This is a genomic window from Saccharothrix sp. CCNWYY140 (assembly GCF_037401995.1).
GTDB lineage: Bacteria > Actinomycetota > Actinomycetes > Mycobacteriales > Pseudonocardiaceae > Actinosynnema.
Genome location: NZ_JBBEGC010000138.1, coordinates 1 through 18,874 on the forward strand (window position 1 = coordinate 1; position 18,874 = coordinate 18,874).

At 70.7% G+C, this 18,874-nt stretch carries 11 protein-coding genes; 6 read left to right on the plus strand and 5 right to left on the minus strand.

The window, feature by feature from the left end; genetic code table 11:
* Nucleotides 1–257: 257 nt before the first annotated feature.
* The 5 genes from WBN91_RS34095 to WBN91_RS34115 form a co-directional block, all read right to left on the minus strand.
* Nucleotides 258–3,092 carry a glycosyl hydrolase family 95 catalytic domain-containing protein gene (locus tag WBN91_RS34095; protein WP_337728417.1) on the minus strand — a complete coding sequence of 945 codons (2,835 nt, stop codon included), beginning with the start codon at nt 3,090–3,092 and terminating at the stop codon, nt 258–260.
* A gap of 177 nt (nt 3,093–3,269) precedes the next feature.
* Nucleotides 3,270–4,988, minus strand: coding sequence for an amylo-alpha-1,6-glucosidase (locus WBN91_RS34100; RefSeq protein WP_337728418.1), 1,719 nt, complete (start codon nt 4,986–4,988; stop codon nt 3,270–3,272).
* Between the two features lie 11 nt (nt 4,989–4,999).
* A complete protein-coding gene (locus WBN91_RS34105) occupies nt 5,000–5,806 on the minus strand; it encodes a carbohydrate ABC transporter permease (protein ID WP_337728419.1) in 807 nt (268 codons plus the stop codon).
* Nucleotides 5,803–6,726 carry a carbohydrate ABC transporter permease gene (locus WBN91_RS34110; protein WP_337728427.1) on the minus strand — a complete coding sequence of 308 codons (924 nt, stop codon included), beginning with the start codon at nt 6,724–6,726 and terminating at the stop codon, nt 5,803–5,805. Before WBN91_RS34110 ends, WBN91_RS34105 begins: the two co-directional genes overlap by 4 nt.
* A 171-nt stretch (nt 6,727–6,897) precedes the next feature.
* Nucleotides 6,898–8,124, minus strand: coding sequence for a sugar ABC transporter substrate-binding protein (locus tag WBN91_RS34115; protein WP_337728420.1), 1,227 nt, complete (start codon nt 8,122–8,124; stop codon nt 6,898–6,900).
* A gap of 172 nt (nt 8,125–8,296) precedes the next feature.
* Here WBN91_RS34115 and WBN91_RS34120 point away from each other — a divergent pair, with 172 nt between their 5' ends.
* From WBN91_RS34120 to WBN91_RS34145, 6 genes are all read left to right on the plus strand, one after another.
* Nucleotides 8,297–9,307 (plus strand): LacI family DNA-binding transcriptional regulator, encoded by a 1,011-nt coding sequence (locus WBN91_RS34120; protein WP_337728421.1) that lies wholly within the window; start codon nt 8,297–8,299, stop codon nt 9,305–9,307.
* A 150-nt stretch (nt 9,308–9,457) separates the two neighbouring features.
* Complete coding sequence (locus WBN91_RS34125; RefSeq protein WP_337728422.1) at nt 9,458–11,398, plus strand: RICIN domain-containing protein; 1,941 nt, start codon at nt 9,458–9,460, stop codon at nt 11,396–11,398.
* 117 nt (nt 11,399–11,515) lie between these two features.
* Nucleotides 11,516–12,967, plus strand: coding sequence for an endo-1,4-beta-xylanase (locus WBN91_RS34130; RefSeq protein ID WP_337728423.1), 1,452 nt, complete (start codon nt 11,516–11,518; stop codon nt 12,965–12,967).
* A 31-nt stretch (nt 12,968–12,998) separates the two neighbouring features.
* Nucleotides 12,999–15,827 (plus strand): PQQ-dependent sugar dehydrogenase, encoded by a 2,829-nt coding sequence (locus WBN91_RS34135; RefSeq protein ID WP_337728424.1) that lies wholly within the window; start codon nt 12,999–13,001, stop codon nt 15,825–15,827.
* A gap of 19 nt (nt 15,828–15,846) precedes the next feature.
* Nucleotides 15,847–17,550: a ThuA domain-containing protein gene (locus WBN91_RS34140; RefSeq protein WP_337728425.1), complete on the plus strand. Its 1,704-nt coding sequence runs from the start codon at nt 15,847–15,849 to the stop codon at nt 17,548–17,550.
* 32 nt (nt 17,551–17,582) lie between these two features.
* Nucleotides 17,583–18,874: RICIN domain-containing protein (locus tag WBN91_RS34145; protein WP_337728426.1), on the plus strand; the 1,292-nt coding region annotated here is incomplete at its 3' end.

Genomic DNA, 18,874 nt, shown 5'->3' on the forward strand with positions numbered 1-18,874 from the left:
TTCCGCAACCGGTAAAGCGTGGTTGCAGAAACGGACGAAACGTGGTTGGGCTTCGCCCAGGCCGGACGGGGAAAGAACCGAGGCCCTTCCCGTGGGCGCTAGCCGCTTCGGCTCGCGCCTTCGGCGCGTAGCACCCTTCGGGCGAGGAGGGTGCGTCCTGCGGGAGGAGCGCTTTCGGGCGAAGAGCACGCGGCCGGTTGGGTCCTGGGGGGCGTGGGCTTGCGGCCGGCGGAGTCGATGTGGCCTGGGGTTGAGGGTCAGATGCGTTGTAGCTGGAACCGCTGGTTGTTGGCCCCAGTCACCGTCCACTGCGAAATCCGAGCCCCATCAGCCGTGGAGGCACTCCACACATCCAACGCCAACCCACTAGCCCGGTTGACCAAGCTGATCACACCCCCACCCTGATCCACCACCCGCCACTGCTGCGCCGCCGAATTGGCATCCGCCTGCTGCGTGACATCCGCCCCAGTAGAAGTCCCAGCCACCTGCAACACCAACCCGCTATGCCGCGCCCGAACCCGGTAGTACCCATCCCCGGAAGACACGAAGTCGAACTGCTGGTTCAGTCCACTCCCCACAGCCCACTGGATCAACCCGGCACCAGCCGCCGTCGAAGCCCCGTTGATGTCGGCAGCCTTCCCGCTGTGCACCGCCACCAACCGGTAGTTCACCCCAGGCTCCACAACCGAACCAGTGCTGGTCACGGTCACCCGATACGTGTGGCCCGCCACTCCCGGGAAGGTGATCACATCCGTCTCGGGTCGCTGCGGCACGACAGCCGCCCCCGTCGTCGCGTCGACAAGAGTGAAAGTGCCGGTGAAAGCACGGCCCCGCACCTTCACACCCCCATCGCGGTCGGCGGTGATCGTGATCTCCGTGGGCTGGCCGCCGCTCCACTTCGCCCCGACCGTGAAACCACCCCGCCCCCGCAGGCCGGCAACACTGCCCGTAGACCACGCAGGCGGCAGAGCCGGGAGAACATGCAACTCGCCGTTGTGGCTTTGCAGGAGCATCTCCGCGATGCCCGCCGTCGCACCGAAGTTGCCGTCGATCTGGAACGGTGGGTGCAGGTCGAACATGTTGGGGGCCAGGCGGTCCGTCCTGATCAGAGCCCGGATGAGGTCGTGTGCCCTGCTGCCCTCCTCCAGCCTCGCCCAGAAGTTGATCTTCCACGCGAGCGACCAACCGGTGCCGTCGTCGCCGCGTAGTTGGAGTGTGCGGCGGGCTGCGCTGAACAGGGCCGGGGTGCCGCGCTTGGTGATCTGGTTGCTGGGGTGCAGGCCGTACAGGTGTGAGACGTGGCGGTGGTTCGGTTCGGTTTCCGTCCAGTCGTACAGCCACTCCTGGATGTTGCCGCGTGAACCGACCTTCATCGGGGCCAGTCTTGCCCGTGCCGCCTGGATCTGGGTGCGGAAGTCCGCATCGACGCCCAGGATCTCGCTGGCCCGTGCGCAGCCGTCGAACAGGTCGCGCAGGATCTGCATGTCCATCGTCGGGCCGGCGCAGATCGAGGCGTTGGGGTGGTGGAGTGCTTCGGGGGAGTTGGACGGGTTGGTGACCAGCACCCGCAGCCTGGGCTCCTCGACCAGGGTCTCCAGGAAGAACCGGGCCGCGCCCTTCATCGCGGGGTAGCGCTGGCGCAGGAACTCGATATCACCGGTGAACAGGTAGTGGTCCCAGATCATGGTGGACAGCCATGCGCCGCCGGTTTGCCACATGCCCCAGATCGCGCCGTCCACGACCGACGCGCCGCGCCAGCCGTCGGTGTTGTGGTGCGTGACCCAGCCGCCCGCGCCGTACTGGGCGGAGGCCACGCGGGCGCCGGTCACCGTGAGGTCGTCGATCATCTTGAAGACCGGGTCGTAGCACTCGGACAGGTTGGTGGTGTCGGTGGGCCAGTAGTTCATCGGCAGGTTGACGTTCAGGGTGTACTTGCTGTCCCACGACGGGGCCATCTGGTCGTTCCAGATGCCCTGGAGGTTCGCGGGCTGGCTGCCCGGCCGGGACGACGAGATCAGCAGGTACCGGCCGTACTGGAACAGCAGGGCCGACAGCTGCGGGTCGCTGGTGGACGCGTGTTGGGCGATGCGGACGTCGGTGGTCTGGTCGGCGGCTGCGGTGCGGCCCAGGTCGAGCGTGACCCGCCCGAACAGCCGCTGGTAGTCGGCGACGTGCCGGCTGCGCAGGGTGTCCCAGGCGACGCCCTGGGCCGCGTCCAGGTGCCGCCGCGCGATGCCCTGGTGGTCGCCGTTCACGGTCCGGAAGTCGACGTAGCTGGTGCCGATGGAGATCAGGAGGGTCACGCTGTCGGCGCCGGTCACGCGCAGGGTGCCGGTGGTGCTGCTGGTGGTGCCGCCGGTGACCACGGCCCGCGCCAGGACGGTGAACCGGACCGAGCCGGGGATGCCGCGGTGGTCGCCGGAGACGCCCGCCAGCGCGATCGTCGTGCCGTCCGGGCTGGACGCGGTCGCCCGCTGCGGGGTGGTGAAGGACGCGGTGAAGGTCACCGAGCCGGGGCGGTCGGCGGTCAGCCGGACGGCGATCACCTGGTCGGGGGCGGAGGCGATGACCTCGCGCCGGTGGCGGACCCCGTTGGCCACGTACGTGGTGACCGTCGTGGCGGTGGCGATGTCGAGCCAGCGCTGGTAGCCGGTCACGGTGCCCGGCGCGGGGAAGGCCAGCCGCACGTCGCCGACGGGCTGGTAGGCCAGCTGGGCGGCGGGGTTGCCGAGCATGGTCCGGTTGGCCAGGTCCTGCGCCTGGGTCCACTGGTCGGCGAACACCAGCCGCCGGATCTCGGCCAGCGCGCCCGCGCCCTGCGGGTTGGTGTAGTCGTGCGGACCGCCCGCCCAGAGCGTGTCCTCGTTGAGCTGCAAGCGTTCGGTGTCGGTGTTGCCGAACACCATCGCGCCCAGCCGGCCGTTGCCGATCGGCAACGCGCGCAGCCAGTCGGTGCCCGCCGACTCGTCGTACCACAGCGACAGGTCGCCGCCGGGGGGCGCCGCGTCGGCGACCTCGGGCAGGGCGAGGGAGGTCAGGGCGGCGCCCGCGGCGCCCAGCACGATCGCTTGCCTTCGGGAGAGTTCCGGCATTGGATGCTCCACAGTGGATTGCCGATGGGGGAGGGCGGCGGTGTCGACGCGGGTGTCGACCGGCTCGGGCCGAACCCGCGAGCGTGGGGAGGGTGGCGCCGAACTGTCACCCGCGAGCGTGGGGGCGGGTGGCGCCGAAGTGTCACCCGCGAGCGTAGGGCGGGTGACTCCCGGGTGTCACCCCCGAGCGGTGGGCAGGTGGCGTCGGGTCTCGGCGTCACCGGCGAGCAGGAGGTAGGCGGCGGCGGTCCAGGTGTAGGCGCGGTCGCGCAGGCCCTGGCCGGTGAGGGCGTCGAAGTTCTCCGCGAAGCCCGACTTCTCGCACAGCGCGCGGAACCGGGCGCTGACGTCGTCGGCCAGCTCGACCGCCCCGCCCCGGCGCAGGCCGTCCTCGACCAGCACGGTGGCCGGGGCCCACACCGGGCCGCGCCAGTAGCCGTCGGCCTCGTAGGCGGGGGAGTCGGGCAGCTCGGTGGACAGGCCCACCGGGGTCAGGTGCCGGGCGACGCCGGCGGCGACCACCCCGCGCACGGCCGAGGGCAGCTGGTCGCCCAGCACCACCGGCATGAGGTCCAGCAGGCTCGCGGTGGTGCGGGGAGCGCCGTCCACGGCCCGGCTGGTGAACGCTGAACCGTTCCACAGCACCCGCATCAGCTCGGACTGCAACGTGGCGGCTTCGCGGGTCCACCGGGTCGCGGCGACCGCGTCACCGCCCTCCCACGCCAGCCGGGCCAGCTCGCGCATCTGGAGGACCAGGAACGCGGACAGGTCCGCGGACTGCACCGCGCCGGACCCGTGGAAGACGGTCGAGTTGTCCCACCCGCTGTCGTTGCCGTGCTCGTAGTGCGGCAACGGCTCGCCGGGCGCGCGGCGGTGGTCCAGCCAGAACCGCGTCCACGCCGCCAGCCGGTGGTACAGGACGGCCAGTTCGCTGCGCGGCAGCCCGCCGGGCAGCCGTTCGCGCAGCCGGGCCACCGCCCAGCCGTGCACGGGCGGCTTGACGAAGTTGTAGAGCACCTCGGCGTGCGTGATCGAGTCCGGCAGCGCGCCCTCGGCGGTCTGGTGGTCGAACACGACCTGGAGCTGGTCCCAGGCCAGCCTGGGCTCGCCGGCGGCCAGCGCGAGGGCGGTGAAGCAGTGGTCCCAACTCCACACCTTGTCCATCCAGTGCTTGGACATCAGCACCGCCGGCCTCCCGATGAACCCCGCCGGGTCCACCACCGCCGACCACAGCACGTAGCAGGCCAGCTCGGCGGCGGGCGTCCGGTCGCTGCGCCACGGCGCCACGGCGTCGGTGAACACCGCCACGGACCGCCGGGTCGCCGCGACGACGTCCTCGAAGGGCGCGCGGACCCCGACCGGCTCGCGGGCCGTCGTCAGCTCCTCCAGCACCACCTCCCACGCCCCGCCGTCCCCGCCGACGACGATCGCGCGCTCGGCGGTGCCCAGCGACCAGGCGCCGGACCGGTGGGCGGTGCCGGACAGCACGGTGACCCGGTAGCGGTGACCGGTCTCGTAGGAGGTGAAGACGTGCGCTGAGGACACCGGGTCGAAGAACAGGTACGTCCCGGTGAACGGGGTCAGCGTGTCGTCGGCCGCCGCGATGCTCAACCCCAGGCCCCGCCCGGAGAGCCGCAGCGCGGACGGCGACTCGAACGCCGCCCGCACCTCCCCGCGCTCGGCCGACCACGTCAGCACCGCTGGGTTCGCGGTCACCTCGGCCGGCACTCGCGCGTCCCCGTGCACGGGGACCAGGCGCAGCACCGCGTGCATCCCGTTGCGGTGCGACACCAGGTGCAGGTCGTCGGCGTAGGTGGCGAGCCCGACCACCGGGGACAGGTCCAACCACGAACCCCGGTGGCTGAACGGGATCTCCCGCACCGAGAAGTCGACCACTGGCGCCCCCTTCAGTCCTTGACCGCACCCGCCGTGACACCCGCGGCGACGAACCGCTGGGCCAGCACGAGCAGGACGGCGGCCGGCACGGACGCCACCACGGCGGTCGCCATGATCGCGTTCCACTCCTGGTTGTTGTTGCCGATGTAGCGGTAGATCCCCAGTGTCAGCGGCTTGAGCGCGCCACCGCCGTCCAGGGTCGCGGCGAACAGGAAGTCCGACCACGCCCACAGGAACGCGAACAGCGCCGCCGTGACCAGCCCGTTGCGGCTGGAAGGCAGCACGATCGACCAGAACACGCGGAACGGCCCCGCCCCGTCGATCCGCGCCGCCTGCACCAGCTCGTCGGGCACCGACGCCATGAACGAGGTCAGCACCAGCACCGCGAACGGCACGGCGATGGTCGAGTCGGCGATGACCAAGCCCCACACCGTGTTCGTGATGCCCAGCCGCACGTACACGCTGTAGAAGCCCAGCGCCATGATGATCCCGGGGATCATCTGCGCCACCAGCAGCACGAACTGGAGCGGCGCCCGGCCGCGGGGCCGCAGCTTGGCCAGCGCGTAGGCGGCGGGCGCGGCCAGCGCCAGCGTCACCGCGACCACGCCCACACCGACCAGCGCGCTGGTGCCGAAGTACGGCAGCTGCTCGCGCAGCACGCGGGCGTACCCGTCGAAGGTCGGCGTGACCGGGAACAGGTCGGGTGGCGACTTGCGCATCCGTTCGGCGGGCGTGAGCGAGACGGTGACCATCCAGTACACCGGGAACAGCATCGCGGCGGTGAGCAGCAGGCCCACCGCGGTGCGCCACCACCTCATGCCGCGGCCTCCTGGTGTCGCTGGAGCCGCACGTAGACCAGGCCGGCGGCGACGGCGAGCAGGATCAGCACGTTGCCCACGGCGGCGCTGGGGCCGAAGCGGGGCAGGGCGTTGCCGAAGCCCAGCTCGTAGGACCAGGTGGCGAACGTCGTGGACGAGCCGCTCGGGCCGCCGCGGGTCATGATCCAGATGACGTCGAAGACCTTGAGCGTGTAGACCAGCCCGAGCAGCAGCGTCACCGCGGACACCGGCCGCAGCATCGGGAAGGTGATGTGCCGGAACTTCTGCCACTCACCGGCGCCGTCCAGGGATGCGGCCTCGTACACGTGCGCCGGGATGTTCTTCAGCCCGCTGTAGAGCACCACCAGGTTGAACGGGATGCCGATCCAGATGTTGGCGACCGTGACCGCGACCAGCGACCAGTCCGGCGAGGTCAGCCAGGCGACCTTGTCGATCCCGACGGCTTGCAGCACCGCGTTGACCACGCCCGCCTCGCTGTTGAGCATCCACGCCCACGTGGAGGCGGAGACGATCAGCGGCATCAGCCACGGCACCAGGAACAGGGCGCGCAGGGTCGCGGAGAGCCGGAAGTTGCGGGCGAAGAAGACGGCCAGGGCCAGGCCCAGGGCGTACTGGAAGACCAGGGAACCGGCGGTGAACAGGACCGTGTTGACCAGGGCGGTGCGGAAGGTCGGGTCGGTGAAGACCTGGACGTGGTTGCGCAGGCCGACCAGGGGAGCGCCGCCGTACACGAAGGACCGGACGGTGTGGTCGCGGACGCTCAGGTCGATGTTGGTCAGCAGCGGGTAGGCGTAGCAGAGGAGGAGGTAGGCGACCAAGGGGGACAGGAACGCCCAGCCGGCGAGCTGTTGGTGCCGTGCCTTCCCGCGTCTCGACGGCCGGGCCTGGCGCGCCGGGATCGGGGGACCGGTCGAGGTCGCGGGTGCCGTGGAGTCCGCCGGGGCGGTGGAAGTCGAGGTCGCTTCGGAGTCCGCCGGCTCGGTCGAGGTTGTGGGCGTTGTGGGGTCCGCCGGGCCGGTCGGGCGTGCTGGTCGAGCCGTCCCGGCGGCGGGTTCCGTGTGCGGCACGGCTCACTTCGCCGCGGCCGACGCGGCCTCGGCCAGCGCCTCCCGCGGCGATTTCGCGCCGGTCAGCGCCGCCTGCACGGCCGTCCACAGGGGCTGGGAGATGCGCGGGTACTTCGTGCCCAGGCCGTCGCCGGTCCGGCCCTTGGCCGCCTCCACGGCCTCCACCCACACCTTCAGCTCGGGCTGCTGGGCGACCTGCTTCTCGCGCACCGAGGGCACGGCCGAGACGTAGGTCAGCGCGGTATCGGTGGCCAGCACGTTGTCCGGGCTGACCAGGCAGGCCGCGACCTTGGCGGCGGTGGCCTCGGCGGCGCTGTCGCGCTGCGCGGGCACGGTGACGAACTCGCCGCCGGTCGGGGCGGGCGCGACGCCGCCGGAGCGGGCCGGGATCGCCAGGACGCCGACCTCGAAGCCGGTCTTGGCGGCGTTGGCCAGGTTCCAGGTGCCGTTCTCGGCGAAGGCGTACTCGCCGGTGGCGAACTCCTGCCAGCTCACGACCTGCGTGTTGCTGATGGCCGTGTTGGGCGCGTAACCCTTGTCCAGCCAGGACTTCCACAGCGCGAGCGCGGCTTCGGCCTCCGGCGAGTCCAGCTTGGTCAGGTTCGCGCCGGCGCCCCAGAACCAGGGCAGGAACTGGAACGTGCCCTCCTCGGTGCCGATCGCCGCGAACGTGATGCCCTTGCGCCCGGCGGCGGCGACCTTGGCCAGGGCGGCGTCCAGGGAGGCCCAGTCGGTGATCGTCGCCGGGTCCACGCCGGCGGCGTTGAGCACGGGCTTGTTGTAGTACAGGCCCAGGGTGTTGGCGCCGATGGGCACGCCGTAGGTCTTGCCGCCGGTCTGGGCGGCGGCGACCAGGTTGGGTGCCGCCGCGGAGGCGTCCAGCCCACTGTCCTGGTTGGACTTGAGCACGCCCCCCTCGGCCAGCGTGGAGACGACCGGGTTGTCCACCACCAGGACCTCGGGCGCGGTGCCCTGCTGGGCGGCTAACAACACCTTGCTGGTCAGGTCGGTGGTGTCGTAGGACTGCCGCTCGACCTTCACCCCGGACTGCTGCCCGCACTTGTCGATGACCTTGGCCCACTCGGAGCTCGCGTCGAAGTGCGGGTAGGGGTCCCAGAGCTCGAACGCGCCCGCGCCCCCGTCACCGGAGGAGGACGAACACCCGGCGGCGGCGAACCCGACCGCGACCAGTGCCGCGGCCAGCCGCCGGGCGATCGGTGTGCGCTGCATCAGGGTGGCCCCTTCCGGATCTGTGCGGGCCGCAGGGTCGAACCGGTTCGACCGGTGCGCTGTTACGTCAACGTAATGACCTTGGCCACGGTGCGCAAGACCCAGGAAGCCGTATCATCGACGCCAGTCGAATCCGTCGAACAGCTAATCGAATCGGTTGGATGGTGAGCGCATGAACATCGGCGAGATCGCCAGGCGTGCGGGCGTGTCGCGCAGCACGGTGTCCTACGCGCTCAGCGGGAAGCGGCCGGTCGCGGAGGCCACCGCGAAGCGGATCAACGACGTCATCAGCGAGCTGGGCTACCGCCCCAACGCCAGCGCCCGCGCCCTGGCCGAGGGCCGCACGCGCACGCTGGGCCTGGTCATCCCGCCGGCCGGCACGCGGCTGACCGGCGTGCAGCTGGGGTTCGTCGCCGGTGTCGTCGAGGCGGCGGCGGCCCACGACCTCGACGTGCTCCTGTCGCCCAGCGGCGGCTGGCACCACCGGTCCTTCGAGCGGATCGTCAGCGGCCGGCGGGTCGACGGGGTGATCCTGATGGAGATCCTCCTGGACGACCCCAGGGTGACCACGCTGGAGGAGAGCGGCCTGCCGTTCGTCACCATCGGCCACGTCGAGCACCCCGGCGCGTCGTGGTGGGTGGACGTGGACTACGCGGCGCTGATCAGGAGGTGCGTGCACCACCTGGCCGACCTGGGCCACGAGCAGGTCGTCCTGGTCAACCGCTCGGCCGAGCTGGTCGCCTCGGGCTACGGTCCGGCGGCCCGGTCCACGGCCGGTTTCCTGGAGGCGGCCGAGCAGCGCGGCGTGCGCGGCCACGTGGTGACCTGCGCCGACGAGCCGAACGCCGGGTACGCCTGCTTCGAGGAGATCCGGGCGGAGCTCCCGGACGTCACCGCCCTGGTGACCATCAACGAGGCCGCCCTGCCCGGCTTGCAGCGCGCACTGCACCGCGCCGGCCTGGAGGTCCCGCGCGACTTCTCCCTCACCGGCGTCATCGCCGACCACCTGGCGGAGGACTTCCACCCGCCGTTGACGGCCGCGGACGTGCCGGCGGCGGAGATGGCCCGGCTGGCGCTGGAGTTGCTGGTGGAGCAGATCGCCAACCCCAGCGCGACGCCCCGCCACGCCCTGCTCGTACCCCCGGTGACCCTGCGTTCAAGCACAGGCGCCCGCCGCCGCTGACCGCCCCGCACCCCGTACCGCCGGCCCGCCGCCGCACGCCACCCCTGACCAGCGCCGCCGCCCCCGCTCGGAGCGTATCGATTGGCGGGACCGTTGCGCGGGAAGGTGAGGCGCGCGTACGGTGAGCGCGCGATCGAATCGGTTCGACCTGTGTTGCTTGACCCGATCCGTCGGAGTTGTCATGGTTCAACGGCGAACTACTACCACCTCCGCGCCGCCGCCGGCGAGCCGTGGCTCCACGACGACCCGTCCCTGCACCGGGAGTCTCCTGTGGACACCACCCGTCGACGGCTGCGCGCCTTCGCTGTACTGCTCGCGGTCTTGACCGCGTTACCGATGGTCGGCCTGCCCGCACAGGCCGCCGACGAGTCCATCGCCGTCGACTTCTCCGTCGCCGGCGCCGCGCCCACCTACCGGGCCTCGGGCTGGATCTACGGCATGTCCGAGGACGGCTCCGCCCCGGCCGACAACTTCTTCCGGGACGTCAAGTTCCGCTACATGCGTGCCGGTGGCGCCCAGCTGGACAGCCCCGGCGGATGGGTGTCGGGGAAGTACGACCGGAGGTGGAACGCCACGCGCGCCCAGTTGCTGCGCACGCGAGCGCTGGGCGGTGAGTTCGTCATCCTGCCGCACGACCTGTGGGGCGCGGACGGCTACCCGATCTCCCGGTTCCCCGGCGACAACGGCAACTGGGCCGACTACGACGCCTTCCTGACCCGCCTGATCGCCGACGTCCGCGCCACCGGCGTCCCCGTCCAGTGGGACATCTGGAACGAACCCAACATCACGCTCTTCTGGAACCGCCCGCAGTCCCAGTACTTCGAGCTGTGGCGGCGCACCCACCAGCGCATCCGCGCGGAGTTCCCGAACCAGCTGATCGTCGGGCCGAGCCTGGCCGGCGTGCCGTCGACCTCGCCGGGCTGGTGGACGCAGTACCTGGACTTCGTGCGCGCCAACAACGTCGTGCCCGACATCGTCAGCTGGCACTCGCTGCCCGGCGACCCGGTCGCGAACGTCGCCGCCGCCAACTCCAGCCTGGACTCCCGCGGCATCCCGCACCCGCGCCCGTACCAGATCAACGAGTACGGGGCCTCCAACGAGCAGAACCCCGCCGACGGCGCGTGGTACATCGCCCGACTGGAACGGGCCGGCGCGGACGGGTTGCGGGCCAACTGGGCCAGTGCCGGCAACCTGCACAACGACCTGGGCAACCTGCTGGTGCGCGACTCGGCGGGCCGCCACCAGCCCAAGGGCGAGTGGTGGGTCTACAAGTTCTACGGCTCGCAGACCGGCGTGACCACCGCGGTCACCCCGAGCGCGAACTACGACGCCTTCGCCACCAAGGACACCGGCAGCGCGAAGGTCCTCGTCGGCGGCGGCCGGACGACCGGGAACATCGCGGTGAACCTGCGCCGGTTGGACGCCACGAGCGGTGTCGTGGTGAACAACCAGGTGCGGGTGGTCGCCGAGCGGATCCCGCACAACGGTGGTGCGGCGGTCGCGGGTCCGGTGACGGTGATGAACTCGGTGGTCACGTTGTCCAACAACGGCGCCACGGTGAACCTCCCGCACACCGCGATCGACGACACCTTCACCATCACCCTGCTGCCGCCGACCGACACCGGTGGCGGGGCCTTCGTGTCCACCGCGGTCGCGCAGCACTCGCAGCAGTGCCTGACCAACCCCAACCGCAGCACCAGCGACGGCACCCAGCAGCAGCAACAGACCTGCGGCACGGGTGACGAGCAGCGGTGGACGTTCACGCCGGTGGCGGGGCTGGCGGACACCTTCTCGGTGGTCAACCGCCAGTCCGGCAAGTGCCTGGACGTCAACGCGGGGTCCACTTCGGACGGCGCCGCGGTCATCCAGTGGGCCTGCCACAACAACCCGAACCAGCAGTACACCCTGCGCAAGGTCACCTACGCCGGTAGCGACGCCCGCGACTACCAGCTGGTGGCCCGGCACAGCGGCAAGTGCGTCGACGTCAACGCGGTGTCCACCGCCCCCGGTGCGCTGGTGCACCAGTGGACGTGCCGCCCGGTGACCGAGGCGAGCCCGCTCAACCAGACCTGGCGCCTGCCCGGTCGCTAGCAGACGGCGGTCGGCGGGTTCCCCCCAGCGCGGGGGACCCGTCGACCGCATTGCCATCCCCGTCTCTGGGAGCGCTCCCGGACGGGGTGGCGCATCCTCCAACGGCGAAGGAGCAGCATGACCCCGCACACCCGCACGACCCGATGGCGAAGGACACTCCTGTCCTCCGCACTCGCCCTGGCCACCGCCGCCACACTCGCGCCGACCGCCTCCGCGGCCGAGACGACGTTGGGGGCGGCGGCGGCGCAGACCGGCCGCTACTTCGGCGCGGCGGTGGCCGCGGGCCGCCTCGGCGACAGCCAGTACACGACGATCCTCAACCGGGAGTTCAACTCCATCACCGCCGAGAACGAGATGAAGTGGGACGCCACCGAGCCGTCCCGCGGCAACTTCACCTTCGGCAATGCCGACCGGATCGCCACCCACGCCCGCAACAACAACAAGCTCCTGCGCGGGCACACCCTGGTCTGGCACTCCCAGTTGCCCCAGTGGGTCAAGGACATCCGCGACGCCAACACCCTGCGCAGCGTGATGAACAACCACATCACCACCCTCGCGACGCGCTACCGCGGCCAGATCCACACGTGGGACGTGGTGAACGAGGCGTTCGCCGACGGCACCACCCAGCTGCGCCCCTCGGTGTTCCGCGACGTGCTGGGCACCGGGTTCATCGAGGAGGCCTTCCGCGCCGCCCGCGCGGCCGACCCCACCGCGAAGCTCTGCTACAACGACTACAGCGTCGAGGACTGGAACGCGGCCAAGACCCAGGGCATGTACAACCTGGTCCGCGACTTCAAGGCGCGCGGCGTGCCGATCGACTGCGCCGGCTTCCAGGCCCACTTCGGCTCCGGCGGCCCGCCCGCCAGCTTCCAGACCACGCTGACCAACTTCGCCGCGCTCGGCGTGGACGTGCAGATCACCGAGCTGGACATCGCCAACGCGCCGACGACCGGGTACGCCAACACCGTCCGGGCGTGCCTCAACGTCCCGCGCTGCACCGGCATCACGGTGTGGGGCATCCGGGACAGCGACTCGTGGCGGTCGGGCGAGAACCCGCTGCTGTTCGACCGCTCGGGCAACAAGAAGCCCGCCTACGACTCGGTCCTGTCCGTGCTCAACGGCGGCACCAACCCCGGCGGCGGCGTGCAGGTCGGCGTGAACTACCGGCTCGTCGCCTCGCACAGCGGCAAGGCGGCGGACATCAGCGGCGCGTCCACGGCGGCGGGGGCGCAGCTCATCCAGTGGTCCGTGGGCAGCGGCCTGAACCAGCAGTTCGACTTCCTGTCCTCCGGCGACAACCACTACCGCGTGCGGGCGCGGCACAGCGGCCTGGTGCTCACGCCCAGCGGCACCGCGACCGGCTCGGACGTCACCCAGCAGCCGGACGCCAACTCGACGGCCCAGCAGTGGCGGGTGGTCGACCACGGTGGCGGCGCGATCAGCCTGGTCAACCGGGTCAGCGGCCTGGCGCTGGACGTCTGGAGCGCCTCGACCGCCGACGGCGCCCGCATCTCCCTGTGGAACTACACCGGCAACTCCAACCAGCGCTTCCAGCTCACCCGCGTCTGACGCGTCCTCACGAAAAGGTTCCCCTTCTGCCATGAGAGAACGACTCAAGGCGGCTCTCCCGGCCGCGCTCCTGGTCGTGGCGGGCGCGGTGGCCGTCACGACCGCGACCGCACCGACCGCCGCCGCGCACGCCGTCAACCCGGCCGACTTCCAGCAGGTCGAACTCGCCAAGGGCGTCGCCGAGATGGGCGAGCCGATGTCGATGACGGTGCTGCCGGACCGCTCGGTCCTGCACACCTCGCGCAACGGCACCGTCCGCCGCACCACGGCGACCGGCACCACGTCCACCATCGGAAACATCCCGGTCTACACCCACGACGAGGAGGGTCTGCAAGGCATCGCGGCGGACCCGAACTTCGCCACCAACCGGCACGTCTTCATCTACTACGCCCCACCGTTGACCACCCCGGGCGGTGACGCGCCCTCCACCGGCACGAACTTCTCCGCGTGGAACGGCGTGAACCGGCTGTCCCGGTTCACCCTCAACTCTGACTTCACACTGAACATGTCCAGCCAGGTCACCGTGCTGGACGTGCCGACCAGCCGGGGCATGTGCTGCCACGTCGGCGGCGACATCGACTTCGACGCGGCCGGCAACCTCTACCTGTCCACCGGCGACGACACGAACCCGTTCGACTCCGGCGGCTACACGCCGATCGACGAGCGGTCCGGCCGCAACCCCGCCTACGACGCCCAGCGCAGCGCCGGCAACACCAACGACCTGCGCGGCAAGGTGCTGCGGATCAAGGTCGGCGCCGACGGCACCTACACCATCCCGGCGGGCAACCTGTTCGCGCCCGGCACCGCCCGCACCCGGCCCGAGATCTACGCGATGGGCCTGCGCAACCCGTTCCGGTTCAACGTGGACAAGGCGACCGGAACTATCTACCTGGGCGACTACGGCCCCGACGCGGGCTCGGCCAGCAACACCCGCGGACCGCAGGGCATGGTGGAGTTCAACCGGATCCCCTCGGCGGGCAACTACGGCTGGCCGTACTGCGTGGGCGGCAACACGAGCGCGGAGGCCTATGTGGACTTCACGTTCCCGTCCGGTCCGTCCGGCAGCCGGTTCAACTGCGCCGCGCCGGTCAACAACTCGCCCAACAACACCGGTCTGGGCACCCTGCCCGCCGCGCGGGCGGCGTGGATCAAGTACGACAACTGCTCGTTCTCCGCGTTCGGCTGCGGGTCCGAGTCGCCGATGAGCGCGCCGGTCTACCGGTACGACGCGAACAACCCGTCGACGGTCAAGTTCCCGCAGTCGCTGGACGGGCACGTGTTCGCCACCGAGTTCGGCCGCCGCTGGATCAAGGCCATCGACGTCAACGCCGACGGCTCGGCGGGGCAGGTCAGCGACTTCCCGTGGCGCGGCACGCAGGTCATGGACGCCTCCTTCGGTCCCGACGGCGCGCTGTACGTGCTGGACTACGGCACCGGCTGGGGCAGCGGCGACGCCAGCTCCGCGCTCTACCGCATCGAGTACATCGGCAGCGGCAACAACCGCGCGCCCACCGCGAACGCGTCGGCCGACCGGACCTCCGGCGCCGCGCCGCTGGCGGTGAACTTCTCGTCGGCCGGCTCGGCCGACCCCGAGGGCGGCGCGCTGACCTACGCGTGGAACTTCGGTGACGGCACCACGTCGACGGCGGCCAACCCGAGCCACACCTTCACCGCCAACGGCCAGTACACCGTCACGCTCACCGTGAGAGACCCAGCCGGGCTCACCGGCAGCACCAACGTGGTCATCACGGTCGGCAACTCGGCGCCGGTGGTCACGCTGAACACCCCGCCCAACGGGACCCTGTTCAGCTTCGGCGACACGATCCCGTACACGATCACCGTCACCGACGCCGAGGACGGCACGATCGACTGCACCCGGGTCAAGCTGAGCTACGTCCTGGGCCACGACAGCCACGGCCACCCGATCACCTCGGTCAACGGCTGCTCCGGCTCGCTCACGATCCCGGCGGACGGCGAGCACGACACGGCGGCCAACCTGTTCGCGGTGTTCGACGCCGAGTACACCGACAACGGCGCGAACGGCGTCGCCCCGGCGACCACCCACACCCAGCACACCCTCCAGCCGCGCCACCGGCAGGCCGAGCACTACGCGTCGATGTCCGGCGTGGGCCTGTTCGACAAGACGGCGGCCGAGGGCGGGCGCACGGTCGGCGACGTGCACAACGGCGACTGGATCTCCTTCACCCCGTACAACCTGACCGGCGCGAACCGGTTCACCGCGCGGGTGTCCTCGGGCGGCGCGGGCGGCACGATCTCCGTGCGCACCGGGTCCGCCTCCGGTCCGGTCCTGGGCACCGTGACGGTGCCGGTGACCGGCGGGTGGGAGACGTTCACCGAGGTGTCCGGCGCGTTGTCGAACGTGCCCACGACGTCCGGCCCGCTGTACCTGACCTTCTCGGGCAGCGGCACGGGCTACCTGTTCGACGTGGACGCGTTCACCTTCGGGACGTCCACGGGCACCCGCACGGGTCCGATCACCGGGCCGGGCGGCAAGTGCGTGGACGTCAGCGGCGGCAGCACCGCGGACGGCACGAAGATCCAGCTGTGGACCTGCAACAGCGGGACCAACCAGCAGTGGACCGTCCAGGGGACGACGCTGCGGGCGCTGGGCAAGTGCATGGACACCGCCGCCGGCGGCACCGCGGACGGCACCAACGTCCAGCTCGTGAGCTGCAACGGCACCACCAGCCAGAACTGGTCGGTCGGGACCAACGGGTCCCTGGTCAACGCCAAGTCGAACAAGTGCTTGGACGCCAACGGCGCTTCGACGGCCGACGGCACGCAGCTGATCATCTGGTCCTGCCACGGCGGCACCAACCAGCGCTGGACGCTGCCCTGATGGCTATTGGAGGAGTGAGATGAGACTTCCGTCCTTCCGACGGGCGTTCGGCGTCGCCGCGGCGGCGTTGCTCGCCTCGGCGGTCGGCGCCGCGCCACCGGCCTCGGCCGCCGACACGCCCTACGACGTGCTGATGTTCTCCAAGACCGCGGGCTTCCGGCACGACTCGATCCCCGCGGGCACCCAGGCGATCCGGGAACTGGGCGCGGCCAACAACTTCACGGTGACCGTCACCGAGGACTCCAACCAGTTCAACGCCACCAACCTGGCCCAGTACGAGGCCGTGGTGTTCCTCAACACCACCGGCGACGTCCTGAACACCACCCAGCAGGGCGCGTTCGAGACCTACATCCGCGGCGGTGGCGGCTACCTCGGCATCCACTCGGCCGCCGACACCGAGTACGACTGGCCGTTCTACGGCGAGCTGGTGGGCGCGTGGTTCTCCTCGCACCCGGCGATCCAGCAGGCCACCGTGCGGGTGGAGAACCGGGCCCACCCGGCGACCGCGCACCTGAGCCCGAGCTGGGTGCGCACCGACGAGTGGTACAACTACCGCACCAACCCCCGCTCCACCGCGCGGGTCCTGGCCACGCTGGACGAGTCGACCTACTCCGGCGGCTCGATGGGTGGCGACCACCCGCACACCTGGTGCAAGGCGATCGGCAGCGGCCGGTCGTTCTACACCGGCGGCGGCCACACGCAGTCGTCCTACACCGAGGCCGGGTTCCGGTCGATGGTCCTGGGCGGCCTGCGGTACGCGTCCGGGCGGGCCAAGGCCGACTGCCGTCCCGAGACCGGGTACACCGCGCTGTACAACGGCAACACCACGGGCTGGTCCCAGGCCGGTCCGGGCGGGTTCACCAACAGCGACGCGACCCTGCGGTCCTCCGGTGGCATGGGCCTGTACTGGTACAGCACCAAGGAGTTCAAGTCGTACTCGCTGAAGCTGGACTGGCGGGTCGACGGTGACGACAACTCCGGCGTGTTCGTGGGCTTCCCGCCCAGCTCGGACCCCAACTCGGCGATGGCCAACGGGTACGAGGTGCAGATCGACGCCACCGACACCGCCGACCGCACCACCGGGTCGATCTACGGTTTCAAGAGCGCCGACCTCGCCGCGCGCGACGCGGCGCTGAACCCGCCGGGGGAGTGGAACACCTACGAGCTGCTCGTCGAGGGTGAACGGCTCCAGGTGTTCCTCAACGGGGTGAAGATCAACGACTTCACCAACACCGACCCCGTGCGGTCCCTGGCGTCCGGGCACATCGGCATCCAGAACCACGGCACCGGTGACGACGTGTCGTTCCGCAACGTCCGCATCAAGGAGCTGGGCGGCACCGTGCCCGTTCCGCGCACCGGGCAGATCCGGTCGGCGAGCGGCAAGTGCGTGGACGTCAGTGGCAACAGCAGCGCGGACGGCGCGCGCATCCAGCTGTGGTCCTGCCACACCGGCACCAACCAGCAGTGGACCGTCGACGGTTCGACGCTGAAGGCGCTGGGCAAGTGCATGGACGCCGCCGGCACCGGCGACGGCAGCGCGGTGCGCCTGTGGACGTGCAACGGCGGTGCGAACCAGCGCTGGACGGCCAACACGAACGGCTCGCTGGTGAACGCGGCCTCGAACAAGTGCCTGGACGCCAACGGCGGCTCGTCGGCCGACGGCACCCAGCTGATCGTCTGGTCGTGCCACGGCGGCACGAACCAGCGGTGGACGCTGCCCTGATGGGCGGTTCCCGGGAAAGAGGAGTGGTTCTCTTGCATTTCGGAGGAATAGGGCGGGGTGTCGCCGCTGCGGCGGCCGGGCTGCTGACGGCGAGCTTGGTCTCCGCCTGGAGCGCCCCGGCCGCGTCGGCGGCGACCGTGGACCCCGCCGCGTGGTACGTGCTCGTCAACCGCAACAGCGGCAAGGCTATGGACGTCTACGCGGCGGGGACTTCTGACGGCACCCGCATCGCGCAGTGGACCCGGAACGACGGCACCAACCAGCAGTTCCAGTTCGTCGACGCGGGCGGCGGCTACTACAAGGTGCGCGCCCGGCACTCCGGCAAGGTCCTGGACGTGTCGGGAGTCTCCACCGCCGACGGCGCCGCGATCCAGCAGTGGACCGACCACGGCGGCACCAACCAGCAGTTCCGCCTGGCGGACTCCGAGGGTGGCTACGTCAGGCTCATCGCCCGGCACAGCAACAAGGCCGTCGAGGTCCAGGGCTCGTCAACGGCGGACGGCGCGAACGTCGTCCAGTACACCGACAACGGTGGCGCCAACCAGCAGTGGCAGCTCGCCCGGGTTGACGGCGGCGGCACCCCGGGCGGGTCGGGCTGTGGCAAGGCTCCCGGGATGTCGAGCGGAACGCACAACATCACGACGAACGGCAAGAACCGGCAGTTCATCCTGCGGGTTCCGGATGGCTACGACTCCAACCGGCAGTATCGGTTGATCTTCGCGTTCCACTGGCGCGGCGGCACCATGAACGAGATCTCGTCGGGCGGCACGAGCGGCCTGGCGTGGTCGTACTACGGGATGCAGGAGCAGTCGAACAACAGCGCCATCCTCGTTGCGCCGCAGGGCTTCGGGAATGGTTGGGCGAACTCCGGCGGTGAGGATGTCGTCTTCGTCGACGACATGATCAAGCGCATCGAGAGCGCGCTGTGCGTCAACACCGGCCAGCGCTTCGCGATGGGCTTCAGCTACGGCGGCGGCATGAGCTACTCGCTGGCGTGCTCGCGGCCCACGGTGTTCCGTGCCGTGGTTGTGTACTCCGGTGCCCAGTTGAGCGGGTGCGCGGGCGGCACGCAGCCGGTGGCGTACTTCGGCATCCACGGTATCTCGGACAACGTCCTGGGGATCGGCTCGGGGCGTGCGTTGCGCGACACGTTCGTGCGCAACAACGGGTGCGCGGCGCAGTCTCCGCGTGAGCCGAGTGGCGGCAGCTTGACGCACATCACCACGACGTACTCGTGCCGTGCCGGGTATCCGGTGCAGTGGGCTGCGTTCGATGGTGGGCACATGCCTGGTCCGGTGGACGGGTGTGCTTGCGAGAGCGGGGT